Annotated in this window: 20 protein-coding genes; 17 read left to right on the top strand and 3 right to left on the bottom strand. The window is 51.6% G+C overall.

Going from position 1 to position 18,492, the window contains the following annotated elements; genetic code table 11:
- Position 1 precedes the first annotated feature (1 nt).
- Entirely contained in the window at positions 2-760 is a 759-nt protein-coding gene (locus ACM5Q9_RS03220; protein ID WP_418143286.1) for an RNA polymerase sigma factor FliA, read from the bottom strand.
- 375 nt (positions 761-1,135) lie between these two features.
- On the opposite strand from ACM5Q9_RS03220, the gene fliD reads away from it, so the two are divergent.
- Genes fliD through ACM5Q9_RS03195 form a run of 5 tightly spaced genes read left to right on the top strand, consistent with a single transcriptional unit; the run spans position 1,136 to position 5,073 of the window.
- Positions 1,136-2,500: a flagellar filament capping protein FliD gene (gene fliD / locus ACM5Q9_RS03215; protein ID WP_418143285.1), complete on the top strand. Its 1,365-nt coding sequence runs from the start codon at positions 1,136-1,138 to the stop codon at positions 2,498-2,500.
- A gap of 30 nt (positions 2,501-2,530) precedes the next feature.
- Entirely contained in the window at positions 2,531-2,944 is a 414-nt protein-coding gene (fliS, locus tag ACM5Q9_RS03210) for a flagellar export chaperone FliS (protein ID WP_418143284.1), read from the top strand.
- 38 nt (positions 2,945-2,982) lie between these two features.
- Positions 2,983-3,387 (top strand): flagellar protein FliT, encoded by a 405-nt coding sequence (locus tag ACM5Q9_RS03205; RefSeq protein ID WP_418143283.1) that lies wholly within the window; start codon positions 2,983-2,985, stop codon positions 3,385-3,387.
- 9 nt (positions 3,388-3,396) lie between these two features.
- Complete coding sequence (locus tag ACM5Q9_RS03200) at positions 3,397-4,743, top strand: flagellar hook-length control protein FliK (RefSeq protein ID WP_418143282.1); 1,347 nt, start codon at positions 3,397-3,399, stop codon at positions 4,741-4,743.
- A gap of 45 nt (positions 4,744-4,788) precedes the next feature.
- Positions 4,789-5,073 carry an EscU/YscU/HrcU family type III secretion system export apparatus switch protein gene (locus ACM5Q9_RS03195; RefSeq protein ID WP_418143281.1) on the top strand — a complete coding sequence of 95 codons (285 nt, stop codon included), beginning with the start codon at positions 4,789-4,791 and terminating at the stop codon, positions 5,071-5,073.
- Between the two features lie 104 nt (positions 5,074-5,177).
- Here the strand turns inward: ACM5Q9_RS03195 and fliE are convergent, their stop codons facing one another.
- Entirely contained in the window at positions 5,178-5,549 is a 372-nt protein-coding gene (gene fliE / locus ACM5Q9_RS03190) for a flagellar hook-basal body complex protein FliE (RefSeq protein WP_418143280.1), read from the bottom strand.
- Positions 5,550-5,824: 275 nt separating this feature from the next.
- On the opposite strand from fliE, the gene fliF reads away from it, so the two are divergent.
- From fliF to fliR, 12 genes are all read left to right on the top strand, one after another.
- Positions 5,825-7,459: a flagellar basal-body MS-ring/collar protein FliF gene (fliF, locus tag ACM5Q9_RS03185; RefSeq protein WP_418143279.1), complete on the top strand. Its 1,635-nt coding sequence runs from the start codon at positions 5,825-5,827 to the stop codon at positions 7,457-7,459.
- A 1-nt stretch (position 7,460) separates the two neighbouring features.
- Positions 7,461-8,444 carry a flagellar motor switch protein FliG gene (gene fliG / locus ACM5Q9_RS03180; protein ID WP_418143278.1) on the top strand — a complete coding sequence of 328 codons (984 nt, stop codon included), beginning with the start codon at positions 7,461-7,463 and terminating at the stop codon, positions 8,442-8,444.
- Positions 8,431-9,222, top strand: a complete 792-nt coding sequence (locus tag ACM5Q9_RS03175; RefSeq protein ID WP_418143277.1) for a flagellar assembly protein FliH — start codon at positions 8,431-8,433, stop codon at positions 9,220-9,222. The genes fliG and ACM5Q9_RS03175 overlap by 14 nt, the downstream gene beginning before the upstream one ends.
- A 3-nt stretch (positions 9,223-9,225) precedes the next feature.
- Positions 9,226-10,683, top strand: coding sequence for a flagellar protein export ATPase FliI (gene fliI, locus ACM5Q9_RS03170; protein ID WP_418143276.1), 1,458 nt, complete (start codon positions 9,226-9,228; stop codon positions 10,681-10,683).
- The gene (gene fliJ, locus ACM5Q9_RS03165; protein ID WP_418143275.1) at positions 10,680-11,126 is read left to right on the top strand and encodes a flagellar export protein FliJ; all 447 of its coding nucleotides are present in this window, start codon (positions 10,680-10,682) and stop codon (positions 11,124-11,126) included. The genes fliI and fliJ overlap by 4 nt, the downstream gene beginning before the upstream one ends.
- A 32-nt stretch (positions 11,127-11,158) precedes the next feature.
- Complete coding sequence (locus ACM5Q9_RS03160) at positions 11,159-12,568, top strand: flagellar hook-length control protein FliK (RefSeq protein ID WP_418143274.1); 1,410 nt, start codon at positions 11,159-11,161, stop codon at positions 12,566-12,568.
- A 144-nt stretch (positions 12,569-12,712) separates the two neighbouring features.
- Positions 12,713-13,222 carry a flagellar basal body-associated FliL family protein gene (locus ACM5Q9_RS03155; protein WP_418143273.1) on the top strand — a complete coding sequence of 170 codons (510 nt, stop codon included), beginning with the start codon at positions 12,713-12,715 and terminating at the stop codon, positions 13,220-13,222.
- Between the two features lie 2 nt (positions 13,223-13,224).
- On the top strand, positions 13,225-14,328 hold the full coding sequence (fliM, locus tag ACM5Q9_RS03150; RefSeq protein ID WP_418143272.1) for a flagellar motor switch protein FliM: 1,104 nt from the start codon (positions 13,225-13,227) through the stop codon (positions 14,326-14,328).
- Between the two features lie 13 nt (positions 14,329-14,341).
- A complete protein-coding gene (fliN, locus tag ACM5Q9_RS03145; RefSeq protein WP_418143271.1) occupies positions 14,342-14,773 on the top strand; it encodes a flagellar motor switch protein FliN in 432 nt (143 codons plus the stop codon).
- Positions 14,774-14,803: 30 nt separating this feature from the next.
- On the top strand, positions 14,804-15,931 hold the full coding sequence (fliP, locus tag ACM5Q9_RS03140) for a flagellar type III secretion system pore protein FliP (RefSeq protein ID WP_418143270.1): 1,128 nt from the start codon (positions 14,804-14,806) through the stop codon (positions 15,929-15,931).
- Positions 15,932-15,964: 33 nt separating this feature from the next.
- Positions 15,965-16,234 (top strand): flagellar biosynthesis protein FliQ, encoded by a 270-nt coding sequence (fliQ, locus tag ACM5Q9_RS03135; RefSeq protein WP_418143269.1) that lies wholly within the window; start codon positions 15,965-15,967, stop codon positions 16,232-16,234.
- Between the two features lie 39 nt (positions 16,235-16,273).
- Positions 16,274-17,053 (top strand): flagellar biosynthetic protein FliR, encoded by a 780-nt coding sequence (gene fliR / locus ACM5Q9_RS03130; protein ID WP_418143268.1) that lies wholly within the window; start codon positions 16,274-16,276, stop codon positions 17,051-17,053.
- Here the strand turns inward: fliR and ACM5Q9_RS03125 are convergent, their stop codons facing one another.
- Complete coding sequence (locus ACM5Q9_RS03125) at positions 17,054-18,490, bottom strand: methyl-accepting chemotaxis protein (RefSeq protein WP_418143267.1); 1,437 nt, start codon at positions 18,488-18,490, stop codon at positions 17,054-17,056.
- Between the last annotated feature and the right edge of the window lie 2 nt (positions 18,491-18,492).

Below are 18,492 nucleotides of genomic sequence, written 5' to 3'. Positions count from 1 at the left end.
ATTAAAAATTTTCCGGTAACTGGTCCCAATAGGCTTCTTTCAACATACCACGCAGTCTTAACACGGCTTGCGAACGCAGTTGCGATACCCTGCCCTCGGTCAGCTCCAGCACAGCAGCTATTTCTTTCAGGTTCAAGGCCTGCTCAAATATTAAAGACAGCACCAGCTGTTCCCTTTCAGGCAGTTTGCCAATGCACTCAACCAGGGTCTGTTTGAATTCTTCATTTAACAAGGCTGCTTGTGGGTTGTATTCATCGGTACCCCCTATCAACTTATCAAGCTGGTTATTTTCCCGCTCATCTTCGTCGCTGTTAAACCTGAAGTCTTCGTAATGCACTACATGTACCGTGCCCACATCACTCAACTGTTCGCGATAGGCATCTACGGAAATACCCAGTTCTTCGGCAATTTCTTCGTCGCCAGGTTCATAGCCCAGCTTTTTTTCAGCCTGGCTAATGGCTTTCTGGATTTTGCTGTTTTTGCTGCGCAGGGTACGTGGCAACCAGTCCTGACGGCGCAGTTCGTCGGTGATGGCGCCCCGTATTCTTGTATTGGCATAGCTGGTAAATTGCGCGGCGCCGGTGTTTTCAAAACGTTGAGCGGCGTCCAGCAGACCAATCATGCCGGCCTGGATCAGGTCATCCAGTTCTATATTAGCTGGCAGCCGGGCCATCATTTTAAGGGCAATGCTACGCACCATGGGTGCGTGTTCGCGCAATATCTGCTCTATAGAGGGTGTTGGTAACGTAGCCTTGCTCATGCACGATGAATGTGGTTGGTATACATTTTGTCATTATTAACGATTTTGCTTGCATTCAATGGCCAGAACTAGGCCGGGTTTGACGGGTAATTGTTGCTTTGCAAACCGTGTCTATCTGACATGATGTCTGGTAGTCTTGTTAATGATTCTGCCGTTTCTATATATACAGGGTTAAGGTAAACACAAGATGCCATTAAAGAATGGCAAAACCCTGCCGTTAACTTCTGTAGAAACAGCTAATTATGGTTATTTATCTGTCTGTTCACCAGGCTGGCATCAGGTTATTTGTATATTCAGGCCAATATTACTTTTATTACAGCGTTACCTTTTGCCTTTTCAGGAAATAATCCTCAACGTTACGACACAATTTATATTATGGCTAATATTTCCAGCATTGGCGTTGGTTCAGGTTTAGATTTATCTACCTTGCTAGACGGCCTGCGTACCAGCGAAGAATCCGTATTAAGCACGATTACCCAGCGTAAAAGCACTGAAAACGCGCGCCTGTCTGCCTATGGCCAGCTATCCAGCGCCATAGAAAAGCTGCAAACCGCGGCCAAGGCGTTTGAAGGCGACACCACTTTTGGCCAATACACGGCCAGCCAAACAGGGGAAAGCTTTAAAGCCAGTGCCAGCATCTCTGCGGTGGCTGGCAGTTACCGTATTAAAGTGGAATCTTTGGCATCTACCCAAACGCTCATTGCCAATGGCGTGGCCGACAAAGCCGCTGCAAATGGCACGGGTGGCGTGGTTTCATTTAAGCTGGAAAGCGGCGAAGTAAAAACGCTGGACCTTACCGGCAAAAGCACCTCTCTTCAGGATATTGCCAAAGCGATTAATGCCGACAAAGAGCTTGGGCTTAGCGCCAGCATCATGAATGACGGTTCTGGCACGCCTTACCGGCTGATGATAAGCACCACCGCCACCGGCACGCAGGCCGCCATTAATGATATTACCGTAGAAGGTAACGCTGAGCTGGGCACATTGCTGAACAAAACCGGCATGACTGAACAGGCCGCCACCGATGCTGTCATTGAGGTTAACGGAATTAATGTTACCCAGGCCACCAACAAGCTGGAAGATGTGATTCAGGGCGTAACCCTGAATTTAAACAAGGTAGACACCGAAGCACAAACGCTAACGGTCACACGCAACGATGACAAAACCAAAGCCGCCATCAACGAGTTTATTACGGCCTATAACAATGTCCAGAAGTTCATTAAAAGCAGCACAGCCTATACCGAAGGTGCGGGCGGCAGTGTACTGAATGGCGACAACACAGCCCGAACGGCACAAACCCGCTTAAGCGGCATTATGAATTTCCAAAGCAGCAATGGCGGTGCGTTTAAAACACTGTCAGACCTGGGCATTCGCACCCAGGCCGATGGCACTATTAAGCTGGACGAAGCCAAGTTTGATAAAGCCCTGGCAGAAAACCGTGACGACATTACCAAGCTGTTCCAGGACAAAACCAATGGCATCGCCACGTATACACAAAACGTAACCACAGGCTTGATCAGCAGTACCACTGGTATTGTTACCTCTGCCAGCAACGGTACCAAATCGCGAATTAAAGAACTGGATTCGCAATATGAACGCAAACAAACGCAAATTGAAGCCACGATGGAACGCTACCGGGCCCAATTTACCGCGCTGGATTCTCTGGTTGCACAAATGAACAGTACCTCTGCCTACTTAACCCAGCAACTTTCTGCCTGGAATAGTGACAGCAAGAAATAACGATTGATTTTTAAGGCTTTTTTTCATACCATGAATACAACTACCATTGCCAAAAACCAGGATCCCGCCAAGGCCTACGCAAAAATAGGGCTTGAAACACAAGTGCTTAGCGCTTCCCCCGAGGAACTGATCACCATCATGCTGGAAGCTACCCAGTCTTGCGTTATGAAGGCCAAGCTTTATTTCCAGAATGGCGATATTGCCAAACGTGGTGAAAACATTTCCAAGGCCATCAGCATTATTGATTCAGGCCTTATTCCGGGTATTGATGAATCTGCCGGCGAGGTGGCCAAGAACATGATTCTCAGTTTCAGATTAATGTCGCAGCAGCTGTTGTTGGCCAGTGTGAACCAAGAGGCATCACACCTGGATACCGTTGAAAAAATGTTGTCCGATATTACCGATGCCTGGAAAACAGCCACCGCTAATAAGCCCCGTAAATAGGGATTTGGTTTACTACTATTAGACCAGAAGATATTAAAATGACTTATTATCCTTCAGAATGCAACAAGGCTTACCCGGCCAATGCCACGGGACCTTTCCCCCCAGAGTGCAATAGCTGTGTTGTGGAAGCCTACCAGCAGCTGGTCAGCATTACCCAGCAAATGGAAGAGGCTGCCCGGCAGGAAAACTGGGAGGCCACGCTTGCACTGGGTCAAAGTTATGTGCATGAAGTGGAAGTGCTTCGCAACAAGGCTAATTTTCAGCCGGGCAACAAGGCTGAAAAGGAGCTTTGCTCCCATTTGCTGCGCCAGGTGCTTATGCATGACGCCGCGGTGCGTGATGCGATTTCCCCTCAAATGAAACGGCTGTCGCAATTGCTGCATATGCGTAACCAGCAAAAGAAAATGGTCAAGGCTTATACTGGTATTAAGCTGGCGGGGTAGGCATGCCTTATGTCATCAAGCAGCTTAAGCACTCTTCTTGTACAACGACTGGAAACCGCGCTGGGTGTAACCCTTTCCGCCCAGGGGCAGCTGCAGTCGGCGCGTAGCCGGCAATCGGTTTTACCAACCGGTTCAACAGCACGACCCGAGGCGCTTGAAAACGCCACCAAGGCGCATTTGCAAACAGGCAATTTCCAGGCGGTGGCGCAAAGTGTGCAGGCAACGCTGGGGCATCGCACTGCTTTACAGGGTATGCCTATCAGCAATACCGGCAGCCAGCAGGCAGTTAGCCAGGCAGGCAGCAAGACAGCAGAAACCACGACCCGCAACCCGGTAGAGTCAACGTCTACCCGTTGGAGCAATGCCGCAAAAAGTGTAGTGACCCTGCTAGGGCAAATACCCGAACAGGCAGCGCCATTAGGCAATCCCAACCACGCTCCTATTATCCCCAAAAACCCCAAAGAATTATTGTCGTTTCTGTCGCGTCCGGCCGAACAGGCGGCTTCGGCTGCTGGTTCTTCTTCAGGCGCCGCGGCTTCGCTGGCAGCCGGCGCTGGCATACCCTTAAAAGACGAGGCATTGCGGGCACTGGGTTCCAGCCTGTTTGCGTCAATTATTCGCGAAACCTTAAGCCGTGAAATTGCCCGGCCAGGCCTGTCTTATGAAGCCACTTTATGGCGCATTTTACGTAGCAATGGCAATTTACAAGAACTGGCCAACCACCCCAAAGCACTACTGTTAAAAGAACAACAAGCAGAACAGCAAGTTAGCCGGCAAATATCAATATTATCGGCCCTTACCCAAGGCAAGGCAGAAGCAGCCCCTGCCCCGCCACCATTGTCTGGCGCCCTGGCCAGTCTGGTTCAGCAGCAGCTGGAAATGCACCAGCAACAACGAATTGTATGGCAAGGCGAAGCCTGGCAAGGTGCCGCCATGACCTGGGAAATCCAGAAGGACAACCCGCAAGCCTTTGCCGCCCAGCACCCCGCCAACCGGTCCGAAGATGAACAGAATAAGACCGGCAGCGAATCTGCACGTCGTGAAGAGAGCGAGGCCAATACTCCTTGGTCAACCACGCTAACATTAAGCCTGCCCTTGCTGGGAAAAATACGCATTATGATTCAAATTATTAACAGTCACGTGCAGGCACAGTATCAGGTTATCGACAACCCCAAACTGAAGGATAATCAAAGCACCGCATCGTTACTGTTACAACGTATGCCCGAATTCACCAACCGTTTGCAAGCATTGGGCCTGCAAACCCATTCCTTCGAAGTATTCACCGACCCGGGGCAATTGCAGGCTGACAAACAGGGGCAACTGCAGGCTAATGAACAGGGGCGAAAGGAAGTGTGATGAACTGGTCTGTTTTAAAAGAACCGCACAATAAGAGGATATGCCATGAATAAGCCCGGTTCACCTGAAACGCGCAAAACAGCCGTCACATTGGCCTACCACGCCACAGACCCCGCCCCCAAGGTGGTGGCCAAAGGCATGGGTAATATTGCGCAAAGCATTATTGAACTGGCCAAACAGCACAACGTACCCGTGCATGAATCACCAGAGCTGGTGGCCATGCTGCTGCAGGTGGACCTGGACCAGCAAATCCCACCCGAACTGTATACGGTGGTGGCTGAATTGCTGGCCTGGATTTATTCGCTGGAAGCGGGGCTGGAAAGAAACTGAGTCGGTGCGTTGGTTGCTTTAGAACCAACTTGGGACTTCGATGGGTACCTTGGTTGTTTTAGAACCACCCCGGCGCTTTGCGCCACCCCTCCGGAGGAGGGGAATTATATCGGCATGCTAGCAATCGTCTGATAGGCCTGAACCAGTTTATTCCTTACCTGAATGGCACTTTGAAAGCCAATGCTGGCTTTTTGCATGTCGATCATGACGTCATTCAATGAAATCCCCGGTTTACCCAAAAGGAACTGTTCTGCTTGGGTACTGGCAGCCTGCTGGGTGGCCGAGATGCTTTTGATAGCCGCGTCCAGTTCGCTGGCAAATGAGGTTTTTGTGCTTTCCAGCGGCTGAACGCCAATCGGCTGGATGCCCCCCAATGGCGTTGAAACCGCGCCGGCTTTGGCTCCATTGGCCATTTCCTTTAACTGTTGCTGCAAGGTGTTCATGCCGGAAATGGCAAGGGGAGATATGGGCTGCATGAGAATATCCTGACTATACTAATTTGCAAATAAACGCATCTTAGCGCCTGCCAATCCATTTCAATAGCGCGAACAAGCCAAAAAACCCCGCTTTAACCCCTGATTGCCTTACCGCCGGGTGGGTGATAATACGTGTCTGAAAAAGTTTAACTGGATAAGTGTCTTTTGTTGTTTCCCATGGCCATTATTGAACCCACCGCCTTAGCTTCCTTATTCATGGCATTCCTTACCCTTTGCATGATTCCTGCTGCCTTCTGGTTTAAAGGAAGACAGGCATGAGCGTCATGGAAAAACTTGCTGCCCGTTTCCCTGCGGTGGAACGCCTGCTTGTGTTGCCACGCCCGGTCTTAATGGGTGCTGCAGCGGGCCTGGTTGCCTTGATTGTTGTCAGCCTGCTATGGATGCGCGGGCCCGAATACAAGGTGCTGTTTTCCAACCTGCAAGACAAGGATGGTGGCGCCATTGTTACTGCCCTTGAAAAGCTGAATGTACCTTACCAGTTCAATGAAAACGGCTCTGCCATCCTGGTGCCTGCCGACACGGTGCATGAAACCCGTATGATGCTGGCCGAGCAGGGTCTGCCCCAAGGTGGCGGCGTGGGTTTTGAGCTGATGGACAACCCGCAGTTTGGGGCCAGTCAGTTTGCCGAGCAGGTTACTTACCAGCGTGCCGTTGAAGGTGAGCTGGCCCGCACCATCGAGGCCATGAATTCGGTGGAAAGCGCCCGGGTTCACCTGGCCATTCCCAAGCAAACCCTGTTTGTGCGTGACCGCAAGCTGCCAACAGCCTCGGTATTTCTTAACCTGAGTCCTGGCCGTAGCCTGGGCGATGGCCAAATTGCCGCAATTGCCTGGCTGGTTGCCTCCAGCATTCCAGGCCTGACAGCCGACAACGTTTCCATTGTTGACCAAAATGGCCGTTTGCTGTCTTCCAGCGCCGGCCTTGACGGCATTGGCGCCAACCAGACCCATCTTAAATTTACCGATGAACTGGAACAACGCCTGACTGCCCGCATTATTTCCATTCTGGTGCCAGTCGTGGGCCGTGGCAATGTCCATGCACAAGTCAGTGCCAGTCTGGATTTTGCCCAGCGCGAACAAACCTCCGAAGTTTATCGCCCCAACCAAAAACCCGACGAAGCCGCGATCCGCAGCGAGCAAACCAACCGCACGGCCCAGGCCGGCATTGGCCAGCCCATGGGCATACCCGGTGCACTATCTAATGAGCCGCCTGGCCCTGCAACCGCCCCCATACAAAACCCGCCCGGCACCAATGCCACGGCTAATACCGCCACGACGGTGCTAAACCCAAGCAGCCAAACCAATAACGCCACCATCAACTATGAGCTGGACCGCACCATCAGCCATGTCAAGGATTCGGTCGGCGCCATCAAGCGCCTGTCAGTAGCCGTTGTGGTTAATTTCCGGGAAAACGAAAACGGTGAAGTGGCTCCCCTTCCACCCGAAACCATGCAGCAAATCAATGCCCTGGTCAAAGAAGCCGTGGGTTTCTCTGAAGACCGTGGTGACAGCCTGAATGTCGTCAACAGCGAATTCTCTTCATCAGAGCCCGAAACTCCCGTATGGAAAGATCCGGAAATACATACCCTGGCCAAAATCCTGGGACAATATCTGCTCCTGTTGATCGCCGTCATGCTCATCTGGTTCAAGGCCTTCAAACCGCTTATCCGTGCACTGGAAGATCGCAAAAACATGGAACAGGCCGAGAAACAGGCAGCATTACGCCAGGCAGAGACCGAGCGCCAGGCCAAGGCCGAAATCCCTGTCAAGCATGATCATTACGAAGACAATCTTAACGTAGTCAAGAAAATTGCCGCTGAAGACCCGCGTGCCGTGGCAATGGTACTTAGAACCTGGATGAATCAAAACAATGATGACAGCAGAAAATAAAATGGAACGTTGCGCTATCCTGTTGATGTCAGTTGGTGAAGAAGCCGCGGCCGAAGTACTACGGTACATGAATGCCCAAGAGGTTCAGGAACTGGGCACCGCCATGATCGGCATGAAAAACATGACGCGTAATAATGTGAATGCCGTGCTTGAACAGTTTCGCAAGGACGCCGATCAATTCCTGTCGGTCAATATGGGCTCTGAAGAATATATCCGTACTATTCTGAATAAGGCGCTGGGCACCGATCGTGCCGCCGGTATTCTGGAAGACATTCTTGATAACACCAAACATGAAAATGGCATTGAGGCCCTTAACCAGCTGGAACCAGCCAATATTGCCGAGTTGATTGCCGGGGAACACCCGCAGATTATCGCCACTATTCTGGTCCACCTGGATCGCGACCTAGCAGCCGATACCCTGGCGCTACTGACCGAGCGGGTGCGCAACGATGTGATTATCCGTATTGCCACCTTTGGTGGCGTACAGCCAACCGCCCTGCGCGAGCTGACAGAAGTCCTCAACAATGTGCTTTCCGGCCAAACCGCCAAGCGCAGCAAAATGGGGGGTATTCGTGCTGCTGCCGAGATCCTTAACACCATGAATGCCGGTATGGAATCATCCTTGATTACACACCTGCAAGAGCGTGATCCCGAGCTTGCGCAACGTGTTCAGGAAGAAATGTTTACCTTCGAGAACCTGGCTGATCTTGACGATGTTACCTTGCAAACCATCATGGCCGAAATTACCGACAACAATATGCTGGTGCTTGCACTGAAAGGCGCCAGTGAAGCTGTCCGTGAACGTTTCTTCAAAAATATGTCCAACCGTGCAGCCCAAATGTTGCGTGATGAGATTCAGGACATGAACCGGGTTCGGGCATCAGTGGTTCAGGCAGAACAACGCGCGATTATTTCGATTGCCCGCCGCCTTGCCGATACCGGCCAGATCTCGTTAACCAGAACAGAAGACGATGACTACGTCTAAGCCCCAAAATTTTTCTGGATTGCAGGTGGTTGCCGACCCGGTGTTTAGTAAAAACACCGCTAAGCAGGCCACAAACGGTAACGCCTGGTCTCCCTGGAAAATGGACCGGATCATCGATCCGGAAACACTAAAAAAACAGCAGGAAAAACGTAAGGCCGAGCCCGACCCGGAACAGCTGCGCCAGCAACAGCTGGAACAGGAACGTGCCAGCACTTTGCAAAAAGCGCAGGAACACGGCTACGCGACCGGCCATGCCGAAGGATTGGCAGCCGGCAACAAGGAAGGTTACGATGCCGGCTATGAGCAAGGCTACAACGAAGGACTGGCAGCCGCTGCCGAACTGACCGCTTCCCATCAGGCACGCTTGCTGGCTTTGGCCGATCAGGCCCAACAACAATATGCACACCTGGATGCCAGCATGGGGCAGGCCCTGATTGAACTGGCCACCACGATTGCGCGCCATGTAATTGGGCAAGAACTTAAGCAACACCCCGAACATATTATTCCATTGGTAAAACAGGCCATTAGCCAGCCACCGGGCGTAAGCCAGGCCATGGAAGTGCAGCTGAATCCCGAAGACCTTGAACTGATTGCAGAAAGTGGCCAACTACCGCTACCCGAACATATTCGCCTTAAAGCAGACGCGGACGTTGAACGAGGTGGCTGGTATATCCAAACCGCCTATGGTGAAGTTAACGCGACCTTGCAAACCCGCTGGGCACAAGCGATTGCCAGCCTTGGCATAACCGCCCCCAACCCAGCACAGGACAAGGAGTAAACCTTGCCCAAGCCCGTAACCGTTACCCAAACACCCCTCATCAACCGTGTTGCCACCTGGCAGGACCAGCTTAAACGTGCCGCCAACCGTATCGAAAGCAGCCCGGCACACACCAGCGCAGGCCGCATCATCCGTGCCACCGGCATGGTACTGGAAGCCAGCGGCCTGGCCTTGCCACTAGGCGCGGCCTGCCGCATCCAAATGGCGGGCAACAAGTGGGTTGATGCCGAAGTGGTTGGTTTTCAGGGGCAAACCCTATTCCTGATGCCTTATGGCAATATCTCAGGCTTGCCCCCCAATGCACGGGTTGAGGCCATTGAAGCCACCCTGCCACCGCCTGTCCCCTTGCAAGCATCGGATGACGCTTACGCCAACTTAAGCAACCAGGGCGGACATGCCCTGCCCGTTGGCTTTTCTTTGCTGGGCCGGGTTGTTGATGGCGCCGGCAAACCGCTAGACGGCCTTGGCCCTTTTGAAAATGCCTGGTCGGCACCACTGGCCGCCACTTATATCAACCCGCTTGACCGCGCGCCCATTGACACCCCACTGGATGTAGGCGTTCGCGCCATCAACGGAATGCTGACGGTTGGCCGTGGTCAGCGCATGGGCCTGTTTGCCGGTTCAGGGGTAGGTAAATCGGTATTGCTGGGGATGATGGCCCGTTTTACCAAGGCCGATGTCATTGTGGTTGGCCTGATTGGCGAACGGGGCCGCGAAGTCAAAGAGTTTATCGAGCAGAACCTGGGGGCCGATGGCATGCGACGAGCCGTGGTGGTTGCCGCACCGGCAGATGTGTCACCCCTGTTGCGCATTCAGGGTTGTGTGTATGCCACCCGGCTGGCCGAGTTTTTTCGGGACCAGGGCAAGCATGTCTTGCTGATTATGGATTCACTTACCCGTTATGCCATGGCATTGCGGGAAATCGCCCTGGCGATTGGCGAACCACCGGCTACCAAGGGCTATCCACCATCCGTATTTGCCCGTTTGCCAGCGCTGGTCGAACGGGCTGGCAACGGCAAAAGCATCAATGGTAAGACTAGCGGATCAATTACCGCTTTTTATACCGTGCTTACTGAAGGCGATGACCAGCAAGACCCGATTGCCGACTCCTCCCGGGCGATTCTTGACGGGCACGTGGTCCTGTCACGCGCACTGGCAGAAACCGGCCATTATCCGGCTATTGATATCGAAGCATCCATTTCACGGGTAATGACGGCCGTGGTGGGCAAAGAACATTTGGCCATGTCCCGCAAATTCAAGCAAATGTATTCCATGTACCAACGTAACCGTGACCTTTTGGCGGTGGGTGCCTATAAAAAAGGCAATGACCCCGAAATTGACATGGCGATCGACCGTTACCCTTTCCTGCGCAAGTACCTGATGCAGGATATTGAGGAAAAGGTTGATATGGAACAAGCTACCCGGGAACTTGGCCGTCTGTTTGCAGGACTAACATTATGAGCAAGAATGGCGATTCTTTTGAGACCCTGCACCAGCTGGCTGTCCAGAAAATGGAAGACAGGGCTCGCGTGGTGGCCCAGACCGAAGCAAATATTACGCAAGCCAACAAACAGCTTGATATGTTGGCCGAGTACCGGCTGGACTATATTGCCCGTTTACAGGCCCGCTTGCAGGAAGGCATGAGTTCGGCCCAATGCGTTAATTTCCAGAAATTCATTTCCACCCTGGAAGAAGCGCTGGGACAGCAGCGCGCGATTATTGCCCAGCTCGGCAAGCAGGTGGAAAAAGAACGCGAAGCCTGGTTTGAAGCCCGCCGAGAGGTAAACTCGATGCAGGCCCTTATTGATCGCAGAATGCAGCAAGAATTAAAGATTGCCAACCGGCAAGAACAGAAAATGAATGACGAGTTTGCCGCTCGCGCCTATTTCGCCAGCAGGCGGTAACAGTCTGGTGGTTAAAATTTATGGGTATGACAATGACAACAATCAGCAACAACCTGAATGCCAACAATTTCCTGAAAACCGAAGCAGCAGGCAGCAACCCTGCTGCCAGTACCGATAACGGATTTTCAAGCATTCTTGCCATGCAGGCACCTGCCCAGGCACAAAACAAACCATCTTCCTCAAGCCTTTCAACCCAAAAAGCCACCGAGAGCAGTCATTCTGCGGGCAAGGCAGAAAATGGCCATGCCGCGACTAAAAACCAAACCTCACCCAATGATGGGGTGACACAGGCAGACCCGCTTACAGGCAAGGAAAATTCCGACATAGATGCCAATCAATCAACCTTGTCAGAAGAAGAGCTGAACGCAGCCCAAACTACGAATGAAGCCCAACAGGCCAATTTGTTGGCAGAACCGGCACTGCTTCAGCAGGCCAAACTGGAAGCGGGCATCAATACGGAAAACAAAGGCAAACCAGCGTTTGAAAACACCCTCTTAAGCCAACTGATCGAACCGCAAAGAAACCTGGCAAGTCGCCTGTCAGGCAAAAATTCAGCTGATTTGGAAGCACAAACCGCTGCAGGTACCTTACCTCAGTTCGTTAAAGATGCGCTGGCAGGTTCTGCCAAGGCCAACACGGATACCGTACTAAATACCAACAATGGCCAACTTACTGCCAGCCAACTGGCCGAACTTGACCTGCCAACCAGTGCCGGCCGGGCAATCAACCTGACTGCCAATGAAGAGGCGCTTGATAGACTTCGTGATTCCTTGCTGGGCCGCTTCTCAACCGATTCTGTTAGCGCTGACCCAACAGATCCACGAAGCTTGAACCTGAAAACATCTTACCAGCCAGGAACCAATGCAGTGACAGGGGCTGACCAGATGGCAAACACCCTGCTTGACGCTACGGCTGCCGCTAATGCTGCCACCGCCTCCAGCGGCTCGGTCACCAACAATCAGGCACAGGCCCCCGCCAGTCCCCTGATTTCAATTGGCACATCTTTTTATCACCCTGGATGGTCACAGGCCATGGCCCAGCAACTGGCCACCCAGGCCAGCCTGTTTTTCAGGCAACAGGCCAATGGCACACATATTGCCCAAATGCGACTAGACCCGCCCGAACTGGGCCCCATTAAAGTTTCGTTAAGCATACAGGATGGCGTAGCCCAGGCCGCATTTGTCGCCAGTAACGCCGCCGTTCGCCAGGCGCTTGAAAACTCCCTGGCCGATCTGCATCAGGCCTTGCAGGAAAAAGGACTTTCCTTGGGCCAGGCCCATGTCGAGCAACAAGACCGGCAAGATGGCTTCTTCATGGAAGACAACCAGGCTTCCCGAACCGTTGCACCAACTGAAGACAGCCTTGGGACAATTGCCGATACCGCCGGGCCTGTTACCACCAAATCACGCCAGCATGACGGAATGATCAATACTTTTGCCTGATAAATCCGCTACTTTTTTTGGCATATTCCGTTGAATGGCCTATAAAGGGAGAAAACCCCCTTTATTCCAGGCAATGGCTTTCCTGTTTATAGACGAAAATACAGGCTGATCCTGGTGTTTTTTTAGATTTGGTAATAGCCCTTCATGAGCAAAGAGACAAATAACACGACCCAAAAATCGGGTTCCTTTTTCAAGACACTGATAATTATCATTTTATGCCTTGGCATAGGTGGCGGTGGCATGTGGTATTACATGGGTAAGATGCAAGCCATGCAACCGGCACAAGCCCAGCAAGCCGTCCAGCCGGCTAACGCTACGCCTGTTCCTATGGTTAGTGCCAACCCGATTTTCTTGGAACTGGATCCCTTTACCATTACCCTAAACCGTAACGGTTTTTCCCGCGTCCTGTATGTGGGCTTTACCTTGCGTTTCGAAGACCAGGCCAGCATGGAGCGGGTCACCAAGTATCTGCCAGAAGCCCGCAGCCGCATCCTGATAGAGCTGTCCTCGCTGAACCCCGAAACCATTCATGACAAAGCAACTCCCGACCTGATCAAAGATGCGGTCAAACGTGTATTGCTGCCTGCGTTTTATCCAGAGCCATACACCCAGCACATTACCGATGTTCTGTTTACCAATTTTGTTGTGCAATAAAAATGGCCTATGATACGTTTTTATCTCAAAACGAGGTAGATTCCCTTTTTGCAGAAATAGAAGGTACACCCACGCCCAAGATTGAAGTCGAAGAGCCGGTGTACCCCGATGGCGTACGCCCTTATGACCTGTCCTCGCCCGAGCGGGTCATTCGCAAGCGCATGCAAACCTTCGAGCTCATTAATGAACGATTTGCCCGCAACCTGCGGGCCGTTTTGCTTAGTTTCATGCGACGCAATGCCGATATTTCGGTCTTGCCGATTAAAATCCAGACTTTTGCCGAATTTGAACGTAACCTGCCGGTGCCCAGCAACCTGAATATGGTCAGGCTTGAACCGCTACGTGGACTGGCCCTGTTCTGCTTTGACCCCACCCTGGTTTTCCTGATTATCGAAACCCTGTTTGGCGGGCAAATCAAGCAAAACACCCGGGTTGAAGGCCGCGACTTTACCGCGACCGAACAACGCATTATCAACCGCCTGCTAATGCATACTCTTGAATGCTACATTCACGCCTGGAAACCGGTTCACCCCATTAAATACCACTACCTGCGCTCTGAAATGCATACCAAGTTTGCCAATATTGCCGGTGGTAACGAGGTGGTGGTCGTTACACCCATCCGCATTGAATTCGGCACCATTGGCGGCTTGCTGAATGTCTGCCTGCCCTATTCCATGATTGAACCCCTGCGGGACTTACTGACCGAACCGTTTCAGGATGAAAGCGTCAAGGGCAATGAAAACAAATGGCTGCGCCAACTCTCGGGCCAGGTGCCCGAAACCGAGGTGGAGCTGGTGGCCAATTTCACGACCACCGAGTGCACCCTGGAAGAGTTAATGGCACTCAAGGAAGGCAGTGTTCTGCCCATAGAGCTGCCCAGTGAAGTAGTGGCAACGGTGGATGGCATTCCGGTAGTCAGTGCCAAATACGGCACCTTCAAAAAGAATTATGCACTAAGCGTCATCAAGCGTCTGGAAATCCCGTATTTTGATACGCCCGAAGAGCAGCCAAAAGTGATAGTGGAAGAAAGCACCATTGATGATGAGATTTCACTTGATGAGAATGACCTGAGCCACGGTCGCATAAACCCTAAAAAACCTATTTAAGCTAAAAACAACCATGAGCAATACTACTCCATCTGAAGATATCAACCAGGACGACCTGGCCAGTGAATGGGAAAAGGCCATGGCCGAACAGGCCACTGCCTCGGCAGAACCAACCGCTGCATCCATTTTCGAGTCTTTTGATCCCGAACCACCAGCTGCCGAAGTCCACCCCGACTTTTCATTCATCAAGGACATTCCGGTTCAGCTTAGCGTGGAACTGGGCCGTGCACGCCTGCCCATCAAGGACATTCTGAAGCTGGGACAAGGTTCGATTGTTGAGCTTAACGCGCAGGCAGGCGAACCCATGGATGTCCTGATTAACGGCATGCTGATTGCACAGGGTGAAATCGTAAGCGTGAATGGCAATTATGGCGTACGCCTGACCGATATTATTACCCCGGCCGAACGCCTGAACCGCCTGAACCGCCCTTTCAACCGTCGTTAAGATGGCCGTTGCCAACCACAAGGGGTAACCATGGATCAACTGGCCATTATTCGGGTTTTTGCCGCGCTCGGGCTGGTACTGTTCTGTATTATCCTGTTTGGCATGGCAGCCCGTAAAACCGGGCTATTGGGCAAAATCAGGCGCAACCCCGCCTTGCCGATTATTTCCCGCACTCCGTTGGGCCCACGGACCGAATTGGTAGTGGTACAGGCCGGCAAGGAACAACTGGTGCTGGGCGTAACCGCCCAGCAAATCAATCTGCTGCATATCTTACCTGCCCCTGAAACGCCACCTGAAGACGAGCCGAGCGGTAATAACACCCTTCCAAATACAGAAAGTGCAGGTGCAACGGTATCAACCACCGGCACCACTGGAAAAATGTCTTTTCAGGAAGCACTAAAACGTCATTTGCCGATCAAAATGCTGCTGGCCTGCCTATTGCCTGCTTTATGGTTAATCGGAGATCCGGCTTTTGCCCAGGTAAACATGCCGGCACTGACCAGCGCCATCAATCCCGATGGTTCGCAAACCTATTCACTCAGCATGCAAACCCTGCTGCTGCTAACCGGCTTAAGCTTTTTGCCTGCTGTCATCCTGATGATGACCGGTTTTACGCGCATCGTGATTGTGCTGGGACTGCTGCGCAACGCCCTGGGTACCGGTGCCTCGCCACCCAATAGCGTGATTATCGGCTTGTCCCTGTTCCTGACTTTTTTTGTCATGTCACCGGTGCTTGACCAGATTGCCCAAGAGGCATATACCCCTCTTAACGAAGGCCAAATCACCTTCGAACAGGCGGTTGAACGGGCCGCCAAGCCGATTCACGCCTTCATGATTGGACAAACCAGGGAAAGCGATCTTGCCCTGTTTGGTGATATGGCCAACATAAGCGAATTTGAAAGCCCCGAAGCCGTCCCCATGCGGGTATTGATTCCGGCCTTCGTGACCAGCGAACTTAAAACCGCTTTCCAGATCGGCTTTACGATTTTTATCCCTTTTTTGATTATTGACTTGGTCATTGCCAGTGTTTTAATGTCATTAGGGATGATGATGGTACCACCGGTTACCATTTCCCTGCCGTTCAAGCTTATGCTGTTTGTGCTGGCGGATGGCTGGCATTTGCTGCTGGGTTCACTGGCACGCAGTTTTTACCAATAACCGTCGGCTACTATTTGTTTACAAGGAACCTGCATGACCTCTGAAAGCATCATGTCAATGACGTACATTGCGTTACGCCTGGCTTTTTCACTGGCAGCCCCCTTGCTGATTACCACCTTGGTGGTAGGCCTGGTGATTGCCATTTTCCAGGCTGCCACGCAAATCAATGAAATGACCCTGTCATTCATTCCCAAAATCCTTGCTGTGGGTGCCGTCCTGGTGCTATTAGGCCCATGGATGATTGGTTCCCTCACCGATTATATCCGGGAACTGTTTATTACCATTCCAAGCCTGGCACAATAAACAGCAGCGTTTGCCCGCAACCTGCTTGTTTTTCTTGATATGATTACCTTCACCCTGGATCAACTGTATACTTGGATTGGCCTGTTTCTGTGGCCAATGTGTCGCATCGCGGCTTTTGTAGGCAGTTCCCCAGTGCTGGGCGAATCTACCGTGCCAGTCATGGTCAAGATTGGCATTTCCGTGATTTTAACGGTCGCCATTTCTCCATTTATTGGTCCCTTTGAAACCATTCCACCCGACTCCTGGGCAGCAATGGTTATGATGGCCAAGCAGATTATCATTGGCATGGCGATGGGTTTTACCATGCGGATCGTATTTGCCGCCGTCAATATGGCAGGTGAATTGATTGGCCTGCAAATGGGCCTTTCTTTTGCCTCGTTTTTTGATCCGGCCAGTGGTGGCAATACCAGCGTGATGTCACGCCTGCTTAATGCCTTGGCCATGCTTATTTTTGTAGCCGGTAATGGGCATCTCATCCTGATCTCGGGCCTTGCACGATCTTTTGAAATTATTCCCATCAGCGATGCCTCGTTGCAGCTTAATGGCATTGGGCTGCTGATTGAATGGAGCGCACAGATTTTTATTGCCGGCATGCTAATTGCCATGCCTCTGATTATTTCTTTACTTACCATTAACCTGGCAATGGGTATTCTTAACCGTACGGCCCAGCAATTATCGGTATTCGCGGTAGGATTTCCGATTACCCTGACATTCAGTATGATGCTATTGATGATCGTGCTGCCCTATCTGAATCAATTCCTGGAACGTTTTTTCTTCAATGGATTTGAACAGATGGGGCGTATCATGAACGGGTTTTAACTAGAAAGATACCCAGTCATCCTGCTTTTTATGGGATCTTAGCGGAGAACGCAACGCATCAGGCTTTTCAGTCAACAGCGGAACGTCCTGCTCGCCAAACTCCATACGCTGGCTCCATGCCTCTTTCAAAGAGAGCGAAGGGACCTCTTTTTTGGCACTGGCAAGCACAGGGGATGATTTTTTAATGTCTGACTTTTTAGACTGATAAATCGCCTCATCCACAAATGAGCGATGTCCTTTGGTCACAAACAGGGCCATCGTATTCATGGCTTCATCAATTTTCTCGTTGAGGAATCCGGTAGAGGCGGCCAGGCGCTCGACCAGCTCCGAGTTTTGGTGCGTCACATTATCCATCTGAATCACTGCACGGTTAATCTGGTCAATACCACTCGCCTGTTCTTCAGTTGCCGAAGAGATTTCACCCATAATGGTGGTTACTTCAGAAATTGAAGTCACGATGTTGCGCATGGTTTGTCCGGCCTGGCCAACCAGTTTGGCGCCATCACCGACTTTGTCCACCGAAGCATCAATCAGCTGTTTGATTTCTTTGGCGGCCTCGGCACTACGCTGTGACAGTGCACGAACCTCGGAAGCCACCACCGCAAAACCATTGCCCTGCTCGCCGGCACGGGCCGCTTCAACCGCGGCATTAATGGCCAGGATATTGGTCTGGAAGGCAATGCTGTCAATCATGCTGACAATATCCGCAATTTTGTTGGAACCGTCGGAAATTTCTTCCATGGTGCTAACCACTTTGCGCATGACCTCCCCGCCTTCTTCAGCCACATGGGATGCCTGAACCGCCAACTGGTTGGCTTGACGGGCATTTTCAGCGTTTTGCTTGACGGTACTGGACAACTCTTCCATGCTGGCAGCGGTTTCCTGCAAGGCGGCTGATTGCTGTTCGGTACGGGCACTTAAATTAAGGTTGTCTTCACCGAGCTTGTCACCATTTTCATTAATGATATTCAGACTACCACGCACTTGGTCAACAATGCTGCCCAGCTTGTCTTGCATATCGACCAGGCCACGCATGATACGCGCCACTTCATTATTGCCGACCACCTTGATATCCTGGTTCAGCTCACCTTTGGCCATTCGGCTAAAGTAGTCTTCTACCCGGGCAAACGGCTTGACAATAACCGCGGTTAACAGGCGATGCACAAAAAAAGCAAAAAACAGGGTAAACAGCGCGATTAGGACCGAAAACAAAATCACATAGCGGGTGTTTTCTTCAGACTGCTCAAGCAGTTTCGTGTTTTCCAATGCAATATCGGCAGGAGCATACTGTGCAAGTGCCTGGCTTAATGTCTGGATGGAAGCCGTGCTTTGGAAATTACTGACAACGGCCATTGCCAATACTGCGAAAGTGCCCAAAATAATAATGGCCACCAAAATACGCAAGCTGGATTTAATTTGTATCGTGGATAAATTCATTG

The sequence above is a fragment of the Advenella sp. RU8 genome, from assembly GCF_048381675.1.
Taxonomy (GTDB): domain Bacteria; phylum Pseudomonadota; class Gammaproteobacteria; order Burkholderiales; family Burkholderiaceae_B; genus Advenella.
The sequence above is the reverse complement of the archived record's forward strand: the minus strand, read 5'-3'. Positions and strand labels throughout refer to the sequence as shown.